Consider the following 19,061-nt stretch of genomic DNA (forward strand, 5'->3'; position numbering starts at 1 on the left):
TGCCAGCGCTAGAGTCTCCTACCGTGACCACGCACTCCCCAGAGATCCTCATCACCCTGCTCGACGACGCGGCCGCGGTGCCCGCCTACGCCCACCCGGGCGACGCCGGCGCCGACCTCGTGACGACCGTCGACGTCACCCTCGCGCCGCTCCAGCGCGCGACCGTCCCCACCGGCGTCTCCATCGCGATGCCCGACGGCTACGCGGCCTTCGTCCACCCCCGGTCCGGGCTGGCCGCCCGGCACGGTCTGACGATCGTCAACGCGCCCGGCACGGTCGACGCCGGATATCGCGGCGAGATCGCCGTCACCCTGTACAACTCCGACCCCACCGAGACCATCACGCTGGTCCGCGGTGACCGCATCGCCCAGCTCGTCGTGCAGCAGGTGGCCCGGGCCAGGTTCGTCCTGGCCGACCGCCTCCCGGGGTCCGACCGCGGCGAGGGCGGCTTCGGTTCGAGCGGCGGCTGGACAAGTTCACCTGTAGCGGAGAACTAGTTCACCGAGGCGCCCGCGGCCTAGTCTTGTCACGTGATGGTCACGGACCGCTTAGTGTTGTCCCGCCCTGTGTAGTTCGGCTGTTCTTTCCCGGGGTGGACCTACCTTGCGCGTACCAGCGAAGATCTGAAGGAGACGAACCAGTGGCTCTGTTCCGACGCGGTTCCAAAGAGACCCCTGCACCGACGCAGGACTCGGGGGCCGACAGCGAGTCCAGCACGTCGGTCGAGGCAGTTGAGCCGGTCGAAGCGGCCGAGTCTGCCGACCAGGCGGCAGCGACCGTCCATGTGGTCGAGGCCTATGAGTCGGGCGTGGGTCCCTGGGACGTCTCCGAGGTCCCCGACATCGGCAAGCGGATCGACCTCGGCGCGCTGCGTATCCCCGGCATCCAGGGCATGGAGCTGCGGATGGAGGTGGACCAGAAGACCAACCGGGTGACTGGCACCGGCCTCTCGGTCGACGGCTCCGCGCTCCAGGTGCAGGCCTTCGCCGCGCCTCGCACGGACGGGATCTGGGACGAGATCCGCGCCGAGATCGCCGAGTCCATCGTCAAGCAGGGTGGGTCCGTCGACGACGTGCCTGGCCCCTTCGGCCGCGAGCTGCTCGCCCGCCTCCCCGCCCGCACCCCGGACGGGCGCACGGGGCACCGCCCGGCACGGTTCATCGGTCACGACGGCCCCCGGTGGTTCCTGCGCGGAGTGATCAGCGGCAAGGCCGCGGTCGACGTCGAGGCCGCGAAGACCCTCGAGGAGATCTTCGGGCAGATCGTCGTCGTGCGTGGCGACGACGCACGGCCCCCGCGCGACCTGCTGGTGCTGACTCTGCCGACCAGCGCCGTGACGCCGGCCGCCGACGGGGCCGACGCCGACGCGACCGCCGCCGATGCGGCACCGAACCCGACCGGGCCCGAGTTCGACCCCCTGACCCGAGGTCCCGAGATCACCGAGATCCACTGATGAGCCTGCGGTCGGCGCTCAGCCACGTCCTCGCCTCCCAGGAGGAGATCGCGGCTGACGAGGAGCGCACGGACTCCCTCGCCCAGACCGGGTGCATCGCGGCCGCGGCCGCGGGCAACCGGGTCCAGGTTGCGCTCTCCGGGGTCATCCGCTCGGTCATCCTCCGCCCACGCCAGGGGGTGCAGGCCTTCGAGGCCGAGCTGTTCGACGGGAGCGCCTCGGTCGACCTGGTGTGGCTCGGTCGGCGCCGGATCGCCGGGATCGAACCAGGCCGCCGCGCACGCATCGAAGGCCTCGTCTGCCAGATCGACGGCCGACCCACGATCTTCAACCCGCGCTACGAGCTGCGGGTCCGCCCAGGGGAATGAGCACACCATGAACACCGACCCCGTCGTGGAGCCGACGCAGCCGGCTGGCGTGCGTGCGCTGACCGCCAAGGAGTTCTCGCTGACCGACTCCGTGGGGGGCATGCGCGGCGCAGTCGAGTCGATGCTCCCCGGGCTCGTCTTTGTCGTGGTCTACACGATCACGCGTGAGCTGTCCCCGGCGCTGTACTCCTCGCTCGCGGTGGCGGTCCTCGCGGTCGCCGCACGCCTGGTCCAACGCACCCCCATCACACAGGCTTTCAGCGGGCTGCTCGGCGTCGGCATCGGGGTGTTCTGGGCCTGGAAGTCCGGGGACGCGACCGACTACTTCGCCTACGGCCTGTGGACGAACGGTGCCTACCTCGCCGTGCTGCTCGTGACCGTGCTGATCGGCTGGCCCATCGTGGGCCTCGTCGTCGAGGCGCTCCGGGCCGGATTTGGTGTCTCGACCGGGGCGCCGGCCAAGGACGCGCCGCTGGCCGCAGAGCCCGCTGACGAGCCCGCCGCCGGGCCGGCCTGGTCGACGGCGTGGCGCAAGGACCGCGCCGTCATGCGCCGCTACACGATCGCGACCTGGTTGTGGATCGCCATGTTCGCGCTCCGGCTCGCCGTCCAGGTGCCGCTCTACCTCAGCTCCTCGGTCGGCTGGCTGGGGACGGCGCGCCTGGTCATGGGAATCCCGCTGTGGGCCCTGGTGCTGTGGGCTACCTGGATTCTGGTGCGCCGACCAGCAGCGCCTGCAGCTCGGCCTGGGACGCATCCCGCCCTGTGACGATCAGCAGCTCGTCGCCGACCTCGAGGGTGTCGTCGGGGCTCGGCGCGATCGGCTGGGTGCCGCGGACGATCGCGGCGAGCACGGTGTCCTCCGGCCAGACGATCTGCCCCACCCGTTGACCGGTGAGCGGTGAGTCTTCCGGGAGCGTGATCTCCAGGATGTCCGCACCCGACTGGTGGAAGGTGAAGATCTTCACCAGGTCACCGACCGCCACGGCCTCTTCGACCATGGCGGTCATGATCCGCGGGGTCGAGACGGCGACGTCGACCCCCCAGGACTCGTCGAACATCCACTCGTTCTTCGGGTTGTTCACCCGGGCCACGGTGCGTGGCACACCGAACTCGGTCTTGGCGAGCAGCGAGATGACGAGGTTCGCCTTGTCGTCACCGGTCGCCGCGACGATGACGTCGCACTCGTCGACCTTGGCCTCGGTCAGCGTCGACAGCTCGCAGGCGTCGGCGAGCAGCCAGTCCGCCTCCGGGACCTGGGCGACGCGCATCGACGTCGGCTGGCGGTCGATCAGGGTGACCTCGTGCTCGGAGACCAGGAGCTCGCGGGCGATCGAACGCCCCACGGAACCGGCTCCCGCGATGACGATGCGCATCAGCTCTCCACCTTCGGTGCGTGGGTCAAGATCCGTTCCATGTCGGAGGACCTGTCGGAGCGGACGAGCATGTGCAGGATGTCGTTCTCCTGGAGCACCATGTCCGCATGCGTGATCACGCCGTCGCCGTATCGGCTGACGAAGGCCGACCGGGCTCCGGACGCCTCTTCGATGGACCGGATGGAGTGCCCGTACCAGCCCTCGTGGACGTCGACCTGGCAGAGTCCGATCTGGCCGGAGGGGTCGCGGTACTCGTCGGTCGCACCCATCGGGAGCATCCGGCGCAGCACCTGGTCCGCGGTCCACCGGACGGTCGCGACGGTCGAGATGCCCAGTCGCTGGTAGATCTCCGCGCGGTGCGGGTCGTAGATCCGGGCGACGACGTTCTCGATCCCGTACGTCTCACGCACCACCCTCGCGGCGAGGATGTTGGAGTTGTCGCCGTCGGAGACCGCCGCGAACCCGAAGGTGTCGTCGATCCCGGCTTGATGGAGGGTGTCGCGGTCGAAACCGAGGCCCGTCACCTTCTTGCCGCCGAAGTCGGGGCTGAGCCGGCGGAAGGCTTCGGGGTTCTGGTCGATGACCGCGACGGAGTGGCCGTAATTTTCGAGCGACTGGGCCAGTGTGGCTCCGACGCGCCCGCATCCCATGATGACGAAGTGCACAACCCGAAACGCTATACCAGGTTGGGCGAAGTGGATGCATCAAAGACAGGCCCCGGGGCGCAAGGGTTCCGTAAAGGTTTTCGCCGCGACTGGACGGGAAACGTGGAAGTGGGCCTAGCATTGCTCAACGTGTCGGATATCGCAGATGCCGCCAAGCGCCTGCTGCTAGGACGTCCAGTCCGCAGCGACCACTTGGGGCACACCCTCCTCCCGAAGCGGATCGCCCTCCCGGTGTTCGCCTCGGATGCCCTCTCGTCCGTCGCCTACGCACCGGACGAGATCCTTCTGACGCTCGCGGTAGCCGGCTTCACCGCGACGACGATCTCCCCGTGGGTGGGTCTCGCGGTGGTCCTGGTCATGATCACCGTCGTGGCGTCCTACCGACAGAACGTCCACGCCTACCCCTCCGGGGGCGGTGACTACGAGGTCGCGACGAAGAACCTCGGGAAGAACTCCGGCGTCGCCGTCGCCAGCGCGCTCATGGTCGACTACGTCCTCACGGTCGCGGTGTCGATCTCCTCGGGGGCGCAGTACGCGGCGAGCGCGATCCCGGCGCTTCGAGACCACGAGGCGCAGTTTGCGATCGGCCTGGTCGTGCTGTTGACCATCGCGAATCTGCGCGGGGTCAAGGAGTCCGGGAAGTTCTTCGCCGTCCCGGTCTACCTCTTCATGTTCGCGATCGGGCTGACCGCCGTCGTCGGCTTCGTGCGCAGCGTCTCGGGGAACCTGCCGATGGCCGAGAGCGCGGGCTTCGAGCTCGTGGCCCAGCCGGGCTTCGATGAGGGAATCATGGGCTTCGCCGGTGCCTTCCTCATCGCCCGGGCCTTCGCCTCTGGTTGCGCGGCGCTCACGGGTGTCGAGGCGATCAGCAACGGGGTCCCCGCCTTCCAGAAGCCGAAGTCCAAGAACGCCGCGACGACCCTCGCGCTGCTCGGTGGGATCTCCGCGGTGATGATCATGGTGATCCTCTTCCTCGCCAAGCTCACCGGCGTGCACTACGCCGAGAACCCGCACGAACAGCTCATCGCCAACGGGCAGCCGCTCCCGCTCGACTACGTCCAGCACCCGGTGATCGGCCAGCTGGCCGAGGCGGTGTTCCGCGGCTTCCCCTTCGCGTTCTATGCCGTCTCAGCGGTCACCGGGGTCATCCTCGTCCTCGCGGCGAACACCGCCTTCAACGGGTTCCCGGTGCTCGGCTCGATCCTGGCCAAGGACGGGTACCTGCCCCGCCAGCTGCACACTCGCGGTGACCGGTTGGCCTTCTCCAACGGCATCCTCACCCTCGCGGCCGGCGCGATCATCCTCATCTGGGCCTTCGACGCCCAGGTCACGCGCCTCATCCAGCTCTACATCGTCGGGGTGTTCGTCTCCTTCACGCTGTCCCAGCTCGGCATGGTGCGGCACTGGACCGATGGCCTGCGCACCGAGACCGACCCGAAGGTGCGGGCCCAGATGGGCCGGTCCCGGATGGTCAACGGGCTGGGCCTGGTGATGACCGGCACGGTCCTGATCATCGTGCTGCTGACGAAGTTCACGCACGGCGCCTGGATCGCGCTGCTCGCCATGGCCTTCTTGTTCGTGCTGATGAAAGCGATCCGCAAGCACTACGACGTCGTCTCGGCCGAGCTCGCCCTCGGCGAGGATCCTTCCGCCTCCCGCGCGCTGCCCAGCCGGGTGCACGCCATCGTGCTGGTCTCCAAGCTGCACAAGCCGACGATGCGCGCGATCTCCTACGCCCGGGCGTCCCGGCCCAACACCCTCGAGGCGATCACGGTGGGGGTCGACGCCGAGGACATCGCGCGCCTGACCGCCCTGTGGGAGACGCTCGATCTGCCGGTTCCGCTGCGCGTGCTGGACTCACCGTTCCGCGAGATCACCCGTCCGATCCTGTCCTACGTGCGTTCCATCCGGCGGGAGAGCCCGCGCGACCTCGTCGTGGTCTACATCCCCGAGTATGTCGTCGGGCACTGGTGGGAGCAGCTGCTGCACAACCAGAGCGCGCTGCGGCTCAAGGGCCGGCTGCTGTTCACCCCGGGAGTCGTGGTCGCCTCGGTCCCGTGGCAGCTGTCCTCGACAAAGGGGCAGACCGGGCTCGAGGGAACGAGCTACGTGGAGAAGCAACGCCGGATCGGGTACTGACCCGGCCGGGCGGCAGGGGATACTTGACGGGTGCCTACCAACTCTGTGCCTTCTGACGTGCCCGCTCCCGCCGTGGCCTCACCTGTCGAATCAGCCCCTGCCGAGCTCGTCGAGCTCGAGATCGGTCGGATCGCGCACGGTGGTCACTGCGTCGCCCGGCATGAGGGGCGCGTCGTCTTCGTCCGGCATACCCTGCCCGGTGAGCGGGTCCTCGCGCGTCTGACCGACTCGGGCGAGGCATCGAAGTTCTGGCGCGCCGACGCGATCGAGATCCTCGAGGCATCGCCCGACCGGGTCCGCTCGCCGTGGCGCCAGGCCGGCCCCGACGGCGTCGGCGGCGGCGAGCTGGCCCACGTCGCGCTCGAGGCGCAGCGCCGCTGGAAGGCCGCCGTGGTGAGCGAGCAGCTGAGCCGTCTGGCCAAGATCGACCGCGAGGTCGTCGTGGAGGCTGCCCCCGGCGACGACGAGCGCGGCGGCCTCGGCTGGCGTACCCGCATCGACCTGGTGGCCGACGACGCAGGCCGGGCCGGCATGCGCATGTTCCGTTCGCACACCATCATCCCGCTGCACACCATGCCCCTGGCCACCGACGAGGTGCTCGCCGCGGCCACGGCCGAGAAGGTCTTCACCCGCCGCTGGGCCCCGGGCACCGCGATCGAGATCGTCGCGCCCGCCTCGGGCGCCGACCCGATCGTCCTGGCCGACGGCGACGTCGTGCGCGGGGGAGGCCTCGACAAGCGGCCCAACGTCCGCCGCGCCGTGACCGAGACCGTCGTGGTCGACGGCGAAGAGATCACCTATCGGGTCGCCGCCGACGGGTTCTGGCAGGTCCACCGCGAGGCGCCGTCGCTCCTCGCCCAGGTCGTGCTCGACGCCGCCCGCGGCGGGGCCGACGGCGACATCACCGACGCGACGGTCGTCGACCTCTACGCCGGGGCCGGGCTGTTCACGGTTCCTCTCGCCAAGGCCGTCGGCCAGGTCGGTCGGGTCGTCTCGATCGAGGGTGACCCCCGCGCCGCCAAGGACGCCCGCCGCAACGCCCACGCCTTCGAGCAGGTGGAGATCCACGAGGGTGCGGTCGACCACGTGCTGCGCACCGCTGGCCACGGCGCGATCGGCGGGGCCGACATCGTCGTCCTCGACCCGCCCCGCATCGGTGCCGGCGCGAAGACGATCAAGGAGATCGTCGCCCTGTCCCCGTCCCGCATCGTCTACGTGGCCTGCGACCCGGCCGCCCTCGCCCGCGACATCGCGTACCTGGCAAAGGACGGCTACGAGCTCAAGAGCCTGCGGGCGTTCGATCTCTTCCCGATGACGCACCACGTGGAGTGCGTGGCGGTCCTCACGCGGTAAGGCACCCGAGCGCGGCGATCACTGCGGTCGGCCGCCCGGACGGTCGCAACAAAGGTCAGGACTCCGCGGTCTACGAGGAGCTCTGAGCGGCGTCCTGCGGGGCCGGGCTGGCGAACGTCAGCCAGCGCTCGTCGACGACGTACCCGACGCGGTGGTTGGCGGCGAGGATCGCCGGATTCTCGGCCGACCCACCGGTGCGGAAAGCGCGAGTGCCCTCCGCCAGCAGGGCGAGCACCGACGCGGCCTTGACCGCCGTGCTGAGGCAACAACCACGCCCCATGGGTGCGACGACTGTGAAGTCGGTCTCGGCGATGTCACAATCGAGGTCGACGAAGGTCATGGCCACGAGGTCGCCCTCCGGGCTGACGACGCCGAAGGCGCGGCGCTCGGGACCCACCTGCGCGCTGTCGGAGGTGAGCGCCGGGTGCGCACTGGCCACGCCACCGGGGTAGTCCCTGATCGTGGCAAGGTCGAGCGCGAGGATCGCGGCCACGTCCGCGCGGGTGAGCTCTCGGACTTCCCCGACCGGGCGAGCGAGGTCCACGAGGGTCTGCAGACGGTTCCGGTCTGCGCCTGCGGCGTCGAGCTGGGCTCCCCAGGACTGCGCCACCACCTGCCAGCCCTGCGCCTGGAGCTCGGAGCGGCGGGGGTCGTCGTCGCGCAGCACGGCGCTTGTCGTCGTCATCGGTCCATCTTCACACCGTGACGTGCCTATCAGGGTGCGGTCCAATCCGCGGCGTGACGCGCAGCGCGTTCTCAGTCGGACAGCGCGAGCTGCTGCCCGATCGCGGCGAGCAGGGTCGCCGCGGAGCACTTCTGCTGGGCGGCGCACACTCCGAGCGCACTGCTCGTGGCCCCGAGGAAGTACCCGAGGGCGCCGAGGGCGTGGGTGGGGTGCTCGCCGAGCTCGGCGGCGAGCCGGGCGTCGAGGCTGGCCGCCCCTGGAAGAGACAGCGCGTCGTCGACCCGGTGAGCGACGTCGACGGCGGCCGGCAGCGTGTCGAGATACCGCCCTGCGGTCAGGGTGCGGGTGTGGCGCAGGGCCGTGGCCACGGAGCCGGAGTACCCGCCCAAAGCTGCTGCCTCGCCGGCGAAGGCGTGCCACAGGCTCCGCGTCGCGGCGAGCAGGCTGACCTGCTCCTCGAGGGACAGGTGCGCGAACTCGGTGAGCAGCTCGGCGTTCGCCTCGGGGGCGAGCACGTAGGCCGTGAGCATGCCGAAGGACCGTCGCACATGCTCGGTCTCGACGACGACGGTCCACGCATCGCTCACGGCGTCCCTCCTGTCCCTCGATCATCATCGGAGATCACCGGCTCGGGCGCACGCCAGAGGATCGTTCGTCGCGCCCACGGGGACGGGCAGCCAGCCCGGAAGTCACCGGGGGTCGGTATGTTGTTCCTTCGGCTGTGATGACGGCCGGTAGTGAGGGCGACGCGCAGGAGAACCGATGAACGGATCGACCACGACCGAGACGACGGGTCTCACGACGGCCGAGGTCGACGACCGCCGGTCCAAGGGCCTGACGAACACGGTCTCCCACCAGACGTCCCGGACCTTCAAGGACATCCTCGGGGAGAACATCTTCACGCTGTTCAACCTCATCCTGGTGATCGCCCTGGTCCTCGTGCTGGCGACGGGACGCTGGCCGGACGCGCTGTTCGGCCTGGTCATCGTCGTCAATGCGGCGATCGGCATCGTCACCGAGTACCGGGCCAAGCGCACCCTGGACAACCTTGCGATCCTCGACGCGCCGTTCGCGCGGGTGACCCGCGACGGCGCCCAGGCGCAGGTGCGCCTCGAAGACATCGTGCGCGACGACGTCGTGCACCTCGCGACCGGGGACCAGGTCCCCGCGGACGGGGAGGTCCTGGAGACGCGGGGCCTCGAGGTCGACGAGTCGCTGCTGACGGGGGAGTCGCGCTCGGTCCACAAGCACGTCGGCGACGAGGTGCTGTCCGGCTCGTCGATCGTCGCGGGCAGCGCCGTCTACCGGGTGACCCGGGTCGGGGAGGACGGCTACGCCAACCGGATCACCGCCGCGGCGAAGAAGTACTCGACCGTGCAGTCGGACCTGCGTGACGGCGTCAACAAGATCCTGCGCGTCGTGTCCTTCGGGATCGTGCCCATCGCGCTCCTGCTCGCCTGGAGCCAGCTGCGGGCCACCGGGGGATGGGAGACCGCCTTCCAGGACGGCCACTGGAAGGACGCCGTCGTCGCGGCCGTGGCCGGCGTGGTCGGGATGATCCCCGAGGGTCTGGTCCTGCTCACCTCGCTGAACTTCGCGATCGCATCCATGCTGCTGGCCCGCCAGAAGGTTCTCGTCCAGGAGCTCGCCGCGGTCGAGGTGCTCGCCCGGGTCGACGTGCTCTGCCTCGACAAGACCGGAACCATCACCGACGGGACCGTGTCCCTCACCGGCCTCAAGACCCTTGCCGATCTCCCCGGGGCGATGGCCGCGCTCGCCGCCTTCGCGGCCGACTCCGACGGGAACGCCACCTCCAAGGCCCTGGCTGCTGGCGTCGCCGAGGTCACAGCTGCCGCGGTCACCGGCGTAGTCCCGTTCTCCTCCGCCCGCAAATGGAGTGCGGTCGCCACGGCCGACGGCGCCTGGGTCATGGGCGCCCCCGAGATCCTGCTCGGTGACCGCACGGACTCAGGCGCCGAGCAGGCGCGCGCCCTCGTGGCCGCCGAGGCCGACACCGGCGCCCGGGTGCTGCTGCTCGCTCGCAGCCCGCAGGGCCTGCCCGCGACCGACGCGCCGCTCGGAGCCGACCTGGTGCCCGCGGTCGTCGCGGTGCTGGGGGAGCGGATCCGCCCAGACGCCGCCCAGACGCTCGCCTACTTCCGCGAGCAGGGCGTGCACGCGAAGGTCATCTCCGGCGACAACCCCGACACGGTCGCCGCGATCGCCACCCGGGTGGGACTGCGCGGGGAGGGCGTTGTTGTCGAGGGCTACGATGCCCGCAACCTGCCCACCGACGACCCGGACGAGTTCGCCCGCATCGTCGACGAGTATGACGTGTTCGGCCGGGTCACCCCCGAGCAGAAGCGCGAGCTGGTGCACGTGCTGCAAGGCCAGGGCCACGTCGTGGCGATGACCGGCGACGGCGTCAACGACGCCCTCGCGCTCAAGGACGCCGACCTCGGCATCGCCATGGGCAACGGCGCGGGTGCGAGCAAGGCCGTCGCGCGCATCGTCCTGGTCGACGGCCGGTTCTCGACCCTCCCCGGGGTGCTTGGGCAGGGTCGACGGGTGATGGCGAACATGGAGCGGGTCGCGACCCTCTTCCTGACCAAGACGACCTACGCGGCGCTGCTCGCCGTCGTCGTGGTGCTTCTCGCCTGGCCGTATCCCTTCCTGCCGCGACACATGACAGTCATCGGTTCCCTGACGATCGGTATCCCGGCCTTCTTCCTCGCCCTGCCGCCGAACAACCAGCGGTTCCTGCCCGGATTTCTGCGGCGCTGCCTGTCCTTCGCCATCCCGCTGGGGATCGTCACCGGGGCGCTGGCGCTCGTCGTCTTCTCGGTCGTGTGGAATGTCGACTCCCTCGTCCAGGCGCGCACAGCCGTCTACATCGTGCTCATCGTCGTCGGGCTGTGGGTCGTGGGTGTGGTTGCCCGCCCCTGGGCGGCGTGGAAGATCGCGATGATCGTGGTGCTCGGTGCGGCCGCGGCCGCGACCCTGTGGATCCCGTGGGTCCATGAGCTGGTCAACCTCGAGCACCCGAGCCGCAGCGCCGTCGGAGTGATCGTCGGGGCGATCGTCGTCGGCTGTCTCCTGGTCGAGGCGATCCACCGCTGGCTGACGCCGTGGCTGGCGAGCAAGAATGTATCTTGACGTCAAGATACATGCGGTATGATGGTCGTGGATTCATCGCTGGGGCACGCGTGCCCGCCCCAGCCAACGAGCAGCACCCGGCGTAGGCTGGGAAAAACCCCCATGTAACAGAAGTGGTGCACCGCGGGTGGCGTCCGTCGCCAGGTCAGCGGGCACCATACTCGCCAACGATGAAGGAGCGTACGTGAGCAGCGTGGACACGTTCGGGTCAAAGGGAACTCTCGAGGTCGAAGGTACCTCGTACGAGATCTTCCGACTCTCCGCAGTACAGGGAACGGAAAAGCTTCCGTTCAGCCTCAAGGTTCTCGCCGAGAACCTTCTTCGCACCGAAGACGGCGCGAACATCACCGCTGATCACGTGAACGCAGTGGCGAACTGGGACCCTGACGCCCAGCCCAGCACCGAGATCCAGTTCACCCCGGCCCGCGTGATCATGCAGGACTTCACCGGTGTCCCCTGCATCGTCGACCTCGCCACCATGCGCGAGGCCGTCGTCGAGCTGGGCGGGGACCCCTCGCAGATCAACCCGCTCGCTCCGGCCGAGCTCGTCATCGACCACTCGGTGCAGATCGACGTCGCCGGCCGTGCTGACGCCTTCCAGCGCAACGTCGACCTCGAGTACCAGCGCAACGGTGAGCGCTACCAGTTCTTGCGCTGGGGCCAGACGGCTTTCAACGACTTCAAGGTCGTGCCCCCGGGCACCGGGATCGTGCACCAGGTCAACATCGAGTACCTCGCACGCACCGTCATGACCCGTGAGGTCGACGGCGTGCTGCGCGCCTACCCCGACACCTGCGTAGGCACCGACTCGCACACCACCATGGTCAACGGCCTGGGCGTGCTGGGCTGGGGCGTCGGCGGCATCGAGGCCGAGGCCGCGATGCTCGGTCAGCCCGTCTCGATGCTCATCCCGCGCGTCGTCGGGTTCAAGCTCACGGGCCAGATTCCGCCCACGGTCACCGCGACCGACGTGGTGCTGACCATCACCCAGCTGCTGCGTGAGCACGGCGTGGTGGGCAAGTTCGTCGAGTTCTACGGACAGGGTGTGGCGGCGGTCCCGCTCGCGAACCGCGCGACCATCGGCAACATGAGCCCCGAGTTCGGTTCGACGGCTGCCATCTTCCCGATCGACCAGGTGACGATGGACTACCTGCGCCTGACCGGACGCTCCGAGGAGCAGCTCGCGCTCGTCGAGGCGTACAGCAAGGAACAGGGCATGTGGCACGACGCACAGTCCCCTGACTACGTGGAGCCGCTCTTCTCCGAGTACCTCGAGCTCGACCTGTCCACGGTCGTCCCCTCGATCGCCGGCCCGAAGCGTCCCCAGGACCGTATCGAGCTCATCCACGCCAAGTCCGCGTTCCAGCGTGACCTGCCCACCTACGCGCCCGAGGTCCTCGACGGCGTCGACCAGGCAGAGAAGGAGTCCTTCCCGGCCTCCGACTCCCCAGCCATCGGCGGTCATGCTCGTCGCACGGTCCCGGTCACCACCCCCGAGGGCAAGACCTACGACCTCTTCCACGGTGCGGTAGCGATCGCCTCGATCACCTCGTGCACCAACACCTCGAACCCGTCCGTCATGCTGGCCGCCGGTCTGCTCGCCAAGAAGGCCGTCGAGAAGGGCCTCACGGTGAAGCCGTGGGTCAAGACGTCGATGGCTCCCGGGTCCAAGGTCGTCACCAACTACTACGAGAAGGCCGGTCTGTGGCCCTACCTCGAGAAGCTCGGTTACCACCTGGTCGGCTACGGCTGCACCACCTGCATCGGTAACTCCGGTCCGCTCGCCGACGAGGTGTCCGCCGCAGTCAACGACCACGACATCGCCGTGGTCTCGGTCCTGTCCGGGAACCGCAACTTCGAGGGGCGCATCAACCCCGACGTGAAGATGAACTACCTGGCGTCTCCGCCCCTGGTCATCGCGTACGCGCTCGCCGGCACCATGGAGTTCGACTTCGAGCACGAGCCGCTGGGCCGTGACGACGCCGGGCACCCGATCTTCCTGCGGGACATCTGGCCCTCGGCAGACGAGGTGCAGTCCACGATCGACGTGGCCATCAACCGTGGCATGTTCACCAAGGACTACGCTGACGTCTTCGCCGGCGACGACCAGTGGCGCGCCCTGCAGACACCGGTCGGGGACATCTTCGAGTGGGACCCGAATTCCACCTACGTGCGCAAGCCCCCGTACTTCGAGGGCATGGGCCTCACCCCGGACCCGGTCAGCGACATCGCCGGCGCCCGCGTGCTCGCCAAGCTCGGCGACTCGGTCACGACCGACCACATCAGCCCCGCTGGTGCGATCAAGCCGGGCACCCCGGCCGCGGAGTACCTCGCCGAGAACGGCATCGAGCGTCGCGACTACAACTCCTACGGCTCACGCCGCGGGAACCACGAGGTCATGATCCGCGGAACCTTCGCGAACATCCGCCTGCGCAACCAGCTCCTGGAGAACGTCGAGGGTGGCTACACCTTCAACTTCATCAAGGGCGAGCAGTCGTTCATCTACGACGCCGCGCAGGACTACGCCGCAGCCGGCCTGCCGCTCGTCGTCCTCGGAGGCAAGGAGTACGGCTCCGGGTCCTCGCGTGACTGGGCCGCCAAGGGCACCGCGCTGCTGGGCGTCAAGGCCGTCATCACCGAGAGCTTCGAGCGGATCCACCGCTCCAACCTCATCGGCATGGGCGTCCTGCCGCTGCAGTTCCCGGCCGGTCAGAGCGCCGACACCCTCGGCCTGGACGGCACCGAGACCTTCGACATCTCTGGTGTCACGGGCCTCAACGAGGGCTTCACCCCGGACACGCTGCACGTCACCGCGACGAAGGGCGACGGCAGCGTCGTCGAGTTCGACGCCGACCTGCGCATCGACACCCCGGGCGAGGCGGACTACTACCGCAACGGCGGGATCCTGCAGTACGTGCTCCGGTCGCTGGTCACCAACTGACCCGCAGCACCCCCTGCAGCACCGCCCGACGGCGGGGCACCCACTCCGGTGGGAGCCCCGCCGTCGGCGTATGTCCGCCCAGCCGCCCCAGCCCGCGGGCCGTCCGGCCCCAGCGGCCCCGGCCACCTCCCGACTCCGCCCGGTCGGGCACCTACGGACGGGGAGGTATGGGAGGTGGGCGTTCGGGTGGGACGGCGTTGTGGTAGCGGTCGGGTGGGCGTTGAATGAGGGATGACCACTCCGGCGACCAGGACGGGTCCGCTCGTCTTCACGATCGGCCATTCGACGCATCCGATCGATGAGTTTGTCCGGATGCTCATGCACAACGCCGTCCAGGAGGTCGTCGACGTCCGGACCGTGCCCGGTTCTCGGCACAACCCGCAATTCGGTCAAGAGGCTCTTGAGGGCAGCCTGGCTGCAGCGGGCATCGGCTACGAACGGCTGGCCGAGCTGGGCGGGCTGCGGTATACCCCGGTGGGAACCGACTCGATCAACGGGGCGTGGCGGAACAAGAGCTTTCGCAACTATGCCGACTACATGCAGACCCCGGCATTCGCCGTCGGCATCGATACGCTTATCAACCTGGCCGAGCGGCGCAGGGTTGCCGTCATGTGCGCCGAGGCGGTCCCGTGGCGCTGCCATCGCTCGCTGATCGGGGACGCCCTGCTGGTCCGAGGCATCGAGGTCGCAGACATCATGTCCTCCACGTCGACGAAACCTCACGCCATGACAAGCTTCGCCGCGGTCGACGGCGAGCGTGTGTGGTACCCGGAGACCACGTAGCGGAGCCGAGTGCAGCGCGCGGACGGCGCGGGTCAGTCCCCGCTGAGCACCTGGTCCAGCGCCTGCGCGCCGAGCCGGGCGAAGGTGGGGTCGTCGTCGCTGTGGGCCGCCATGGCGGTCGCCATGATCAGCGCCCAGCCGCGCGCCCGCAGCCACGTGCTCTCCTCGACGGCGCAGCGGGCCTCGACCTCGGCCCGGAAGACCGCCCGGCCCGCGGCGTCGAAGGTCAGCCACGCGGTCGCGAGGTCGCAGGCCGGGTCGCCGGAGCTCATGTCGCCGAAGTCGACGACCGCGCGCAGCTCGACGTCTCCGGCCGGGGACCCGCCGACCACGATGTTGAAGGGGTGCAGGTCGCCGTGCAGCCACAGCGCGGGGCCGTCCCACTCGGGAGAGGCGAGCGCTTGCGCCCAGACCGCGTGGAGCTCGTCCCCGCGGGCGTGAGCGATGGCCTTGATCCGCTCCCGCACCACCGCGTCGCGATCGGCGAGCGGACCGCCGCGGACCGGGTTGACCGGTCCGTCGGCCGGCGCGGGGGCGTGCAGCTGGGTGAGGAACCGCGCGAGGGGAGCGGCGATCGGACCGAGCCGCGCTCGGTCGACGGCGCCGGCCTCCCGACCCTCGATCCACGGGACCACGCTCCAGTGCCACGGGTAGTACGACGTCGGCGTGCCGGCGAAGAGGGGAGCGGGGACCTGGACGTCGACCGCCGTCGCCATGCCGGCCAACCAGGTCTGCTCGTTGACGAGCAGCTGCGCACCGAACAGGCGTCGCGGGACGCGGACGGCGGCGGAGCCGCCGAGGCGCAGCATCGCGTTGTCCCAGCCCTGAGAGACGAGGCGGAGATCAAGCTCGGCCACCGCACCCAGGCCGTCGATCTGCGGGCACTGGTCGGCCAGCAGCCGGCGCACGAGCGCGGCGTCGACCTCGACCTCGGCCGCGGGCTTGTCAGCCACGTCGGCTGAGGATCGCGTCGGCGAAGGCGCCGAAGACGACGTGGGCGCGCGGCACGAGGCTCGGGAAGCGGGCGGCCGCGTCGGCGGCGATCTGGGCGACGGCGCCCGCGGACAGGTCGCCGCTCATCACGGGCTCGGCGAGCCACCGGGCGAGCAGAGGCCCGTCCACCTCGAGGTGGAACTGCAGGCCGAGGGCGCTGCCGTGGCGGAAGGCCTGCACGGGGGTGACATCCGAGGACGCCAGGACGGTCGATCCGGCGGGGGCGTCGACGGCGTCGCCGTGCCAGTGCAGCACGACGGGGTCCGGGGTGGCGTCGACCGTGAGCGGGTAAAGCATGGGGTCACGCAGACCGGCGCCGGTCAGTGCGACCGGGGCCATGCCGACCTCGGACCCGCGGCCCGTATGCAGCCGGGCGCCGAGCGCGACGGCCAGCAGCTGCATGCCCAGGCAGACGCCCAGGACCGGGACCCCGGCGGCGGTCGCCTCGGCCAGCAGCCGACGCTCGGCCGCGAGACCCGGGTGGGCGGCGTCGTCGAGCGCACCCATCGGCCCGCCCATCACAACCAGACCGTCGAGCTCGGCGACGTCCGGCAGATCGGGGTTCGGATCGTCCAGGGCCGTGACCGCGCGCCAGGTCAGGCCGCGCGAGTCGAGGGCTCGGGCGATGATCCCGGGTTCCTCCCAGGCGGCGTGCTGGACGACCAGGACGGTGCGGGCAGGGCTCACGCGTCGGCCTCGACAGCGGGGCGCGTGCACCCGGTCGGCCGACCGGTCGTCAGGGAGCAGGCTGGTGAGTGGGTCATGCCGCCATGCTATCGACCGGCGGGACACCGAGCGGCCAGGCCGCGACAGTTCAGGCCGGCACGTCGATGGGCCGCGGTTCCCACGGCTGCGTCCACCCGAGGGCGTCGAAGAGCCCGTCGAGGACAAGTCCGGTAAAGCCCCAGACGATCCGGTCCTCGACCGCGAAGGCTGGGCTGTCGAAGACGCGCGTCCCGCGGTGGATCACGGCCGTCCCTCTGTTTGCCGGGTCGAGCAGCGTGGCGACGGGGACGCGGAACACGGCTGCGGACTCGGCGGGGTCCATGGCCGCGACCGCGCACGGCACATCCCACCAGGCCAGGACCGGGGTGACCACGTGGTTGCTGACCGGCAGCGGCAGGTCGCCCAGCACGCCGACGACGTCGACGCCGGCCGGGTCCAGGCCCGTCTCCTCCGCGCCCTCGCGCAGCGCGGCGGCCACCGGGCCCGAATCCTCGGGGTCGATCCGCCCGCCGGGGAAGGCGATCTGACCGGGGTGATGGTTGAGCGAGGCCGCCCGCTCGACGAACAGCAGGTCCACGGCCGGCGCGCCACCACCGGCCGTGCGGCCGGGAGTCCCAAGGGCGCCCGCCGCCGGTCCGATGTCACCGAACAGCACGAGCACCGCCGCCGCCCGGGCCTGCGCGTCCGTGTGGGACAGGGCCCGGTCCCACACGAGGCCGGACCGGACGAGGCGGTCGAGCTGGGCGCGGACGGACTCGGTCATGGCTTCACCACCCGGCGGGCAGCGGGCGACCCTCCTCGTAACCGGCCGCGGACTGGATGCCCACGACCGCGCGCTCGGCGAACTCGGGCAGGCTCGTGGCGCCCGCATACGTGCACGCGCTGCGCAGCCCCGAGGTGATCTCGTCGACGAGGTCCTCGACGCCGGGGCGCGCGGGGTCCAGGTACATCCGGGAGGAGGAGATGCCTTCCTCGAAGAGCGCCTTGCGGGCCCGGTCGAAGGGTGAGCCGCCCGCCGTCCGCGCGGCTACGGCCCGGGCCGAGGCCATGCCGAAGCTCTCCTTGTAGAGCCGGCCGCTGCCGTCGTCGTGCAGGTCGCCGGGGCTCTCGTGGGTGCCGGCGAACCAGGAGCCGACCATCACCTGGGAGGCGCCGGCGGCAAGGGCGAGCGCGACGTCGCGCGGGTGGCGCACCCCGCCGTCGGCCCAGACGTGCTTGCCCAGCTCCCTGGCGCGCGCGGCGCACTCCAGGACGGCCGAGAACTGGGGGCGCCCGACGCCGGTCATCATCCGGGTGGTGCACATGGCACCGGGGCCCACGCCGACCTTGACGATGTCGGCGCCGGCCGCCACGAGGTCGGTGACCCCCTGGGCGGTCACGACGTTGCCGGCCACGATGGGCACGTCGGGGGAGACCGAGCGCACGGCGGCCAGCGCGCTGAGCATCTTGGCCTGGTGCCCGTGGGCGGTGTCCACGACGATCACGTCGACCCCGGCGGCGAGCAGCTCGGCGGTCTTGGCGGCCACGTCGCCGTTGATGCCGACCGCCGCGGCGATGCGCAGGCGACCCTGGGCGTCGGTTGCGGGTTCGTAGATGCTCGAGCGCAGCGCGCCGACCCGGGTCAGCACGCCGACCAGCTCGCCGTCGCGCACGACCGGGGCGAGCTTGCGCCGGGAGGCGTGCAGCTGGTCGAAGGCCGCGCGCATGCCGGCTGCTCCTGAGCCGGCGAGCACGGCGGCGTCGATCAGCGTCGGGTTCGCCGACATGACCTCGCGGACCTGCGTGAACCGGTCCACCCCGAGGCAGTCCGAGGCCGTGACGATGCCGACCGGGCGGCCTCCGTCGACGACGATCGCCGCGCCGTGGGACCGCTTGCCGATCAGCGTCAGCGCATTGTGCACGGTGTCCCCGGGGGCGACGGTGACAGGGCTCTCCACGACCAGGTCCTTCGCCTTGACCGTCGCCACGACGTCGGCCACGACATCGGTCGGGATGTCCTGGGGGATGACGGCGATGCCGCCGCGCCGGGCGATCGTCTCGGCCATCCGCCGCCCCGACACCGCGGTCATGTTCGCGACCACGAGCGGGATCGTCGTTCCGGTCCCGTCGTGGCTGGCGAGGTCGACGTCGAAGCGTGAGGTCACCTCGGACCGGGCCGGGACGAGGAACACGTCGCCATAGGTGAGGTCGGTCGTGGGCTGCTGTCCGTCCAAGAAGCGCATGACCTCAGTCTACGAACCGGCGACGGCCGGGAGGACCGATCGTGAGGATCGTGTGTGATTCTGCCGACCGTTCTGCGGTTTTCCTCGAATTTCCATGCCCGACGCCGTCATCGGGGCGCAGCCGTGCCGGTCGCCCAATAGAGTGGTTCCTTGTGCATCCCGCACGACCACGCCGTGCGCGAGCTCGCCCCCGAGCTGCTG

At 70.3% G+C, this 19,061-nt stretch carries 17 protein-coding genes; 9 read left to right on the forward strand and 8 right to left on the reverse strand.

The features are described from left to right. The first annotated feature begins 23 nt into the window (after positions 1 to 23). The 4 genes from dut to BLQ50_RS11890 all read left to right on the forward strand — a co-directional run bounded on the left by dut (position 24) and on the right by BLQ50_RS11890 (position 2,590). Positions 24 to 497: a dUTP diphosphatase gene (gene dut / locus BLQ50_RS11875; protein ID WP_245701161.1), complete on the forward strand. Its 474-nt coding sequence runs from the start codon at positions 24 to 26 to the stop codon at positions 495 to 497. Positions 498 to 640: 143 nt separating this feature from the next. Next, a complete protein-coding gene (locus BLQ50_RS11880) occupies positions 641 to 1,453 on the forward strand; it encodes a DUF3710 domain-containing protein (RefSeq protein WP_093183948.1) in 813 nt (270 codons plus the stop codon). Beyond that, the gene (locus tag BLQ50_RS11885) at positions 1,453 to 1,821 is read left to right on the forward strand and encodes an OB-fold nucleic acid binding domain-containing protein (protein WP_093183950.1); all 369 of its coding nucleotides are present in this window, start codon (positions 1,453 to 1,455) and stop codon (positions 1,819 to 1,821) included. The genes BLQ50_RS11880 and BLQ50_RS11885 overlap by 1 nt, the downstream gene beginning before the upstream one ends. A gap of 7 nt (positions 1,822 to 1,828) precedes the next feature. Then, complete coding sequence (locus tag BLQ50_RS11890; RefSeq protein WP_175559118.1) at positions 1,829 to 2,590, forward strand: DUF3159 domain-containing protein; 762 nt, start codon at positions 1,829 to 1,831, stop codon at positions 2,588 to 2,590. Here the strand turns inward: BLQ50_RS11890 and BLQ50_RS11895 are convergent. Both BLQ50_RS11895 and BLQ50_RS11900 read right to left on the reverse strand, forming a co-directional pair. Then, positions 2,523 to 3,197: a potassium channel family protein gene (locus BLQ50_RS11895; protein WP_093183951.1), complete on the reverse strand. Its 675-nt coding sequence runs from the start codon at positions 3,195 to 3,197 to the stop codon at positions 2,523 to 2,525. The genes BLQ50_RS11890 and BLQ50_RS11895 overlap by 68 nt on opposite strands. Continuing rightward, positions 3,197 to 3,847 (reverse strand): potassium channel family protein, encoded by a 651-nt coding sequence (locus BLQ50_RS11900; RefSeq protein ID WP_093184338.1) that lies wholly within the window; start codon positions 3,845 to 3,847, stop codon positions 3,197 to 3,199. The genes BLQ50_RS11895 and BLQ50_RS11900 overlap by 1 nt, the downstream gene beginning before the upstream one ends. Before the next feature lie 144 nt (positions 3,848 to 3,991). Here BLQ50_RS11900 and BLQ50_RS11905 point away from each other — a divergent pair, with 144 nt between their 5' ends. Both BLQ50_RS11905 and BLQ50_RS11910 read left to right on the forward strand, forming a co-directional pair. After that, positions 3,992 to 6,001: an APC family permease gene (locus BLQ50_RS11905; protein WP_093184341.1), complete on the forward strand. Its 2,010-nt coding sequence runs from the start codon at positions 3,992 to 3,994 to the stop codon at positions 5,999 to 6,001. 30 nt (positions 6,002 to 6,031) lie between these two features. Continuing rightward, positions 6,032 to 7,354, forward strand: coding sequence for a class I SAM-dependent RNA methyltransferase (locus tag BLQ50_RS11910; protein ID WP_425424096.1), 1,323 nt, complete (start codon positions 6,032 to 6,034; stop codon positions 7,352 to 7,354). Between the two features lie 70 nt (positions 7,355 to 7,424). Here BLQ50_RS11910 and BLQ50_RS11915 read toward each other — a convergent pair whose 3' ends face one another. Next, positions 7,425 to 8,039: an acetyltransferase gene (locus BLQ50_RS11915; protein WP_093183955.1), complete on the reverse strand. Its 615-nt coding sequence runs from the start codon at positions 8,037 to 8,039 to the stop codon at positions 7,425 to 7,427. Positions 8,040 to 8,110: 71 nt separating this feature from the next. After that, positions 8,111 to 8,626 carry a hypothetical protein gene (locus BLQ50_RS11920; RefSeq protein WP_093183956.1) on the reverse strand — a complete coding sequence of 172 codons (516 nt, stop codon included), beginning with the start codon at positions 8,624 to 8,626 and terminating at the stop codon, positions 8,111 to 8,113. Positions 8,627 to 8,801: 175 nt separating this feature from the next. On the opposite strand from BLQ50_RS11920, the gene BLQ50_RS11925 reads away from it, so the two are divergent. The 3 genes from BLQ50_RS11925 to BLQ50_RS11935 all read left to right on the forward strand — a co-directional run bounded on the left by BLQ50_RS11925 (position 8,802) and on the right by BLQ50_RS11935 (position 14,919). After that, positions 8,802 to 11,195 carry an HAD-IC family P-type ATPase gene (locus BLQ50_RS11925; RefSeq protein WP_093183958.1) on the forward strand — a complete coding sequence of 798 codons (2,394 nt, stop codon included), beginning with the start codon at positions 8,802 to 8,804 and terminating at the stop codon, positions 11,193 to 11,195. A gap of 184 nt (positions 11,196 to 11,379) precedes the next feature. Then, on the forward strand, positions 11,380 to 14,136 hold the full coding sequence (acnA, locus tag BLQ50_RS11930) for an aconitate hydratase AcnA (protein ID WP_093183960.1): 2,757 nt from the start codon (positions 11,380 to 11,382) through the stop codon (positions 14,134 to 14,136). Between the two features lie 231 nt (positions 14,137 to 14,367). Then, a complete protein-coding gene (locus BLQ50_RS11935) occupies positions 14,368 to 14,919 on the forward strand; it encodes a DUF488 domain-containing protein (protein ID WP_093183961.1) in 552 nt (183 codons plus the stop codon). A gap of 32 nt (positions 14,920 to 14,951) precedes the next feature. Here the strand turns inward: BLQ50_RS11935 and BLQ50_RS11940 are convergent, their stop codons facing one another. From BLQ50_RS11940 to guaB1, 4 genes are all read right to left on the reverse strand, one after another. Further along, positions 14,952 to 15,872, reverse strand: coding sequence for an aminoglycoside phosphotransferase family protein (locus BLQ50_RS11940; RefSeq protein ID WP_093183963.1), 921 nt, complete (start codon positions 15,870 to 15,872; stop codon positions 14,952 to 14,954). Continuing rightward, the gene (locus BLQ50_RS11945; RefSeq protein ID WP_093183964.1) at positions 15,865 to 16,599 is read right to left on the reverse strand and encodes a type 1 glutamine amidotransferase; all 735 of its coding nucleotides are present in this window, start codon (positions 16,597 to 16,599) and stop codon (positions 15,865 to 15,867) included. The genes BLQ50_RS11940 and BLQ50_RS11945 overlap by 8 nt, the downstream gene beginning before the upstream one ends. Positions 16,600 to 16,726: 127 nt before the next feature. Beyond that, on the reverse strand, positions 16,727 to 17,401 hold the full coding sequence (locus BLQ50_RS11950; RefSeq protein ID WP_093183966.1) for an NUDIX hydrolase: 675 nt from the start codon (positions 17,399 to 17,401) through the stop codon (positions 16,727 to 16,729). A gap of 4 nt (positions 17,402 to 17,405) precedes the next feature. After that, complete coding sequence (gene guaB1 / locus BLQ50_RS11955) at positions 17,406 to 18,860, reverse strand: GMP reductase (protein ID WP_093183968.1); 1,455 nt, start codon at positions 18,858 to 18,860, stop codon at positions 17,406 to 17,408. Between the last annotated feature and the right edge of the window lie 201 nt (positions 18,861 to 19,061).

It is taken from the genome of Sanguibacter gelidistatuariae, from assembly GCF_900096585.1.
GTDB lineage: Bacteria > Actinomycetota > Actinomycetes > Actinomycetales > Cellulomonadaceae > Sanguibacter > Sanguibacter gelidistatuariae.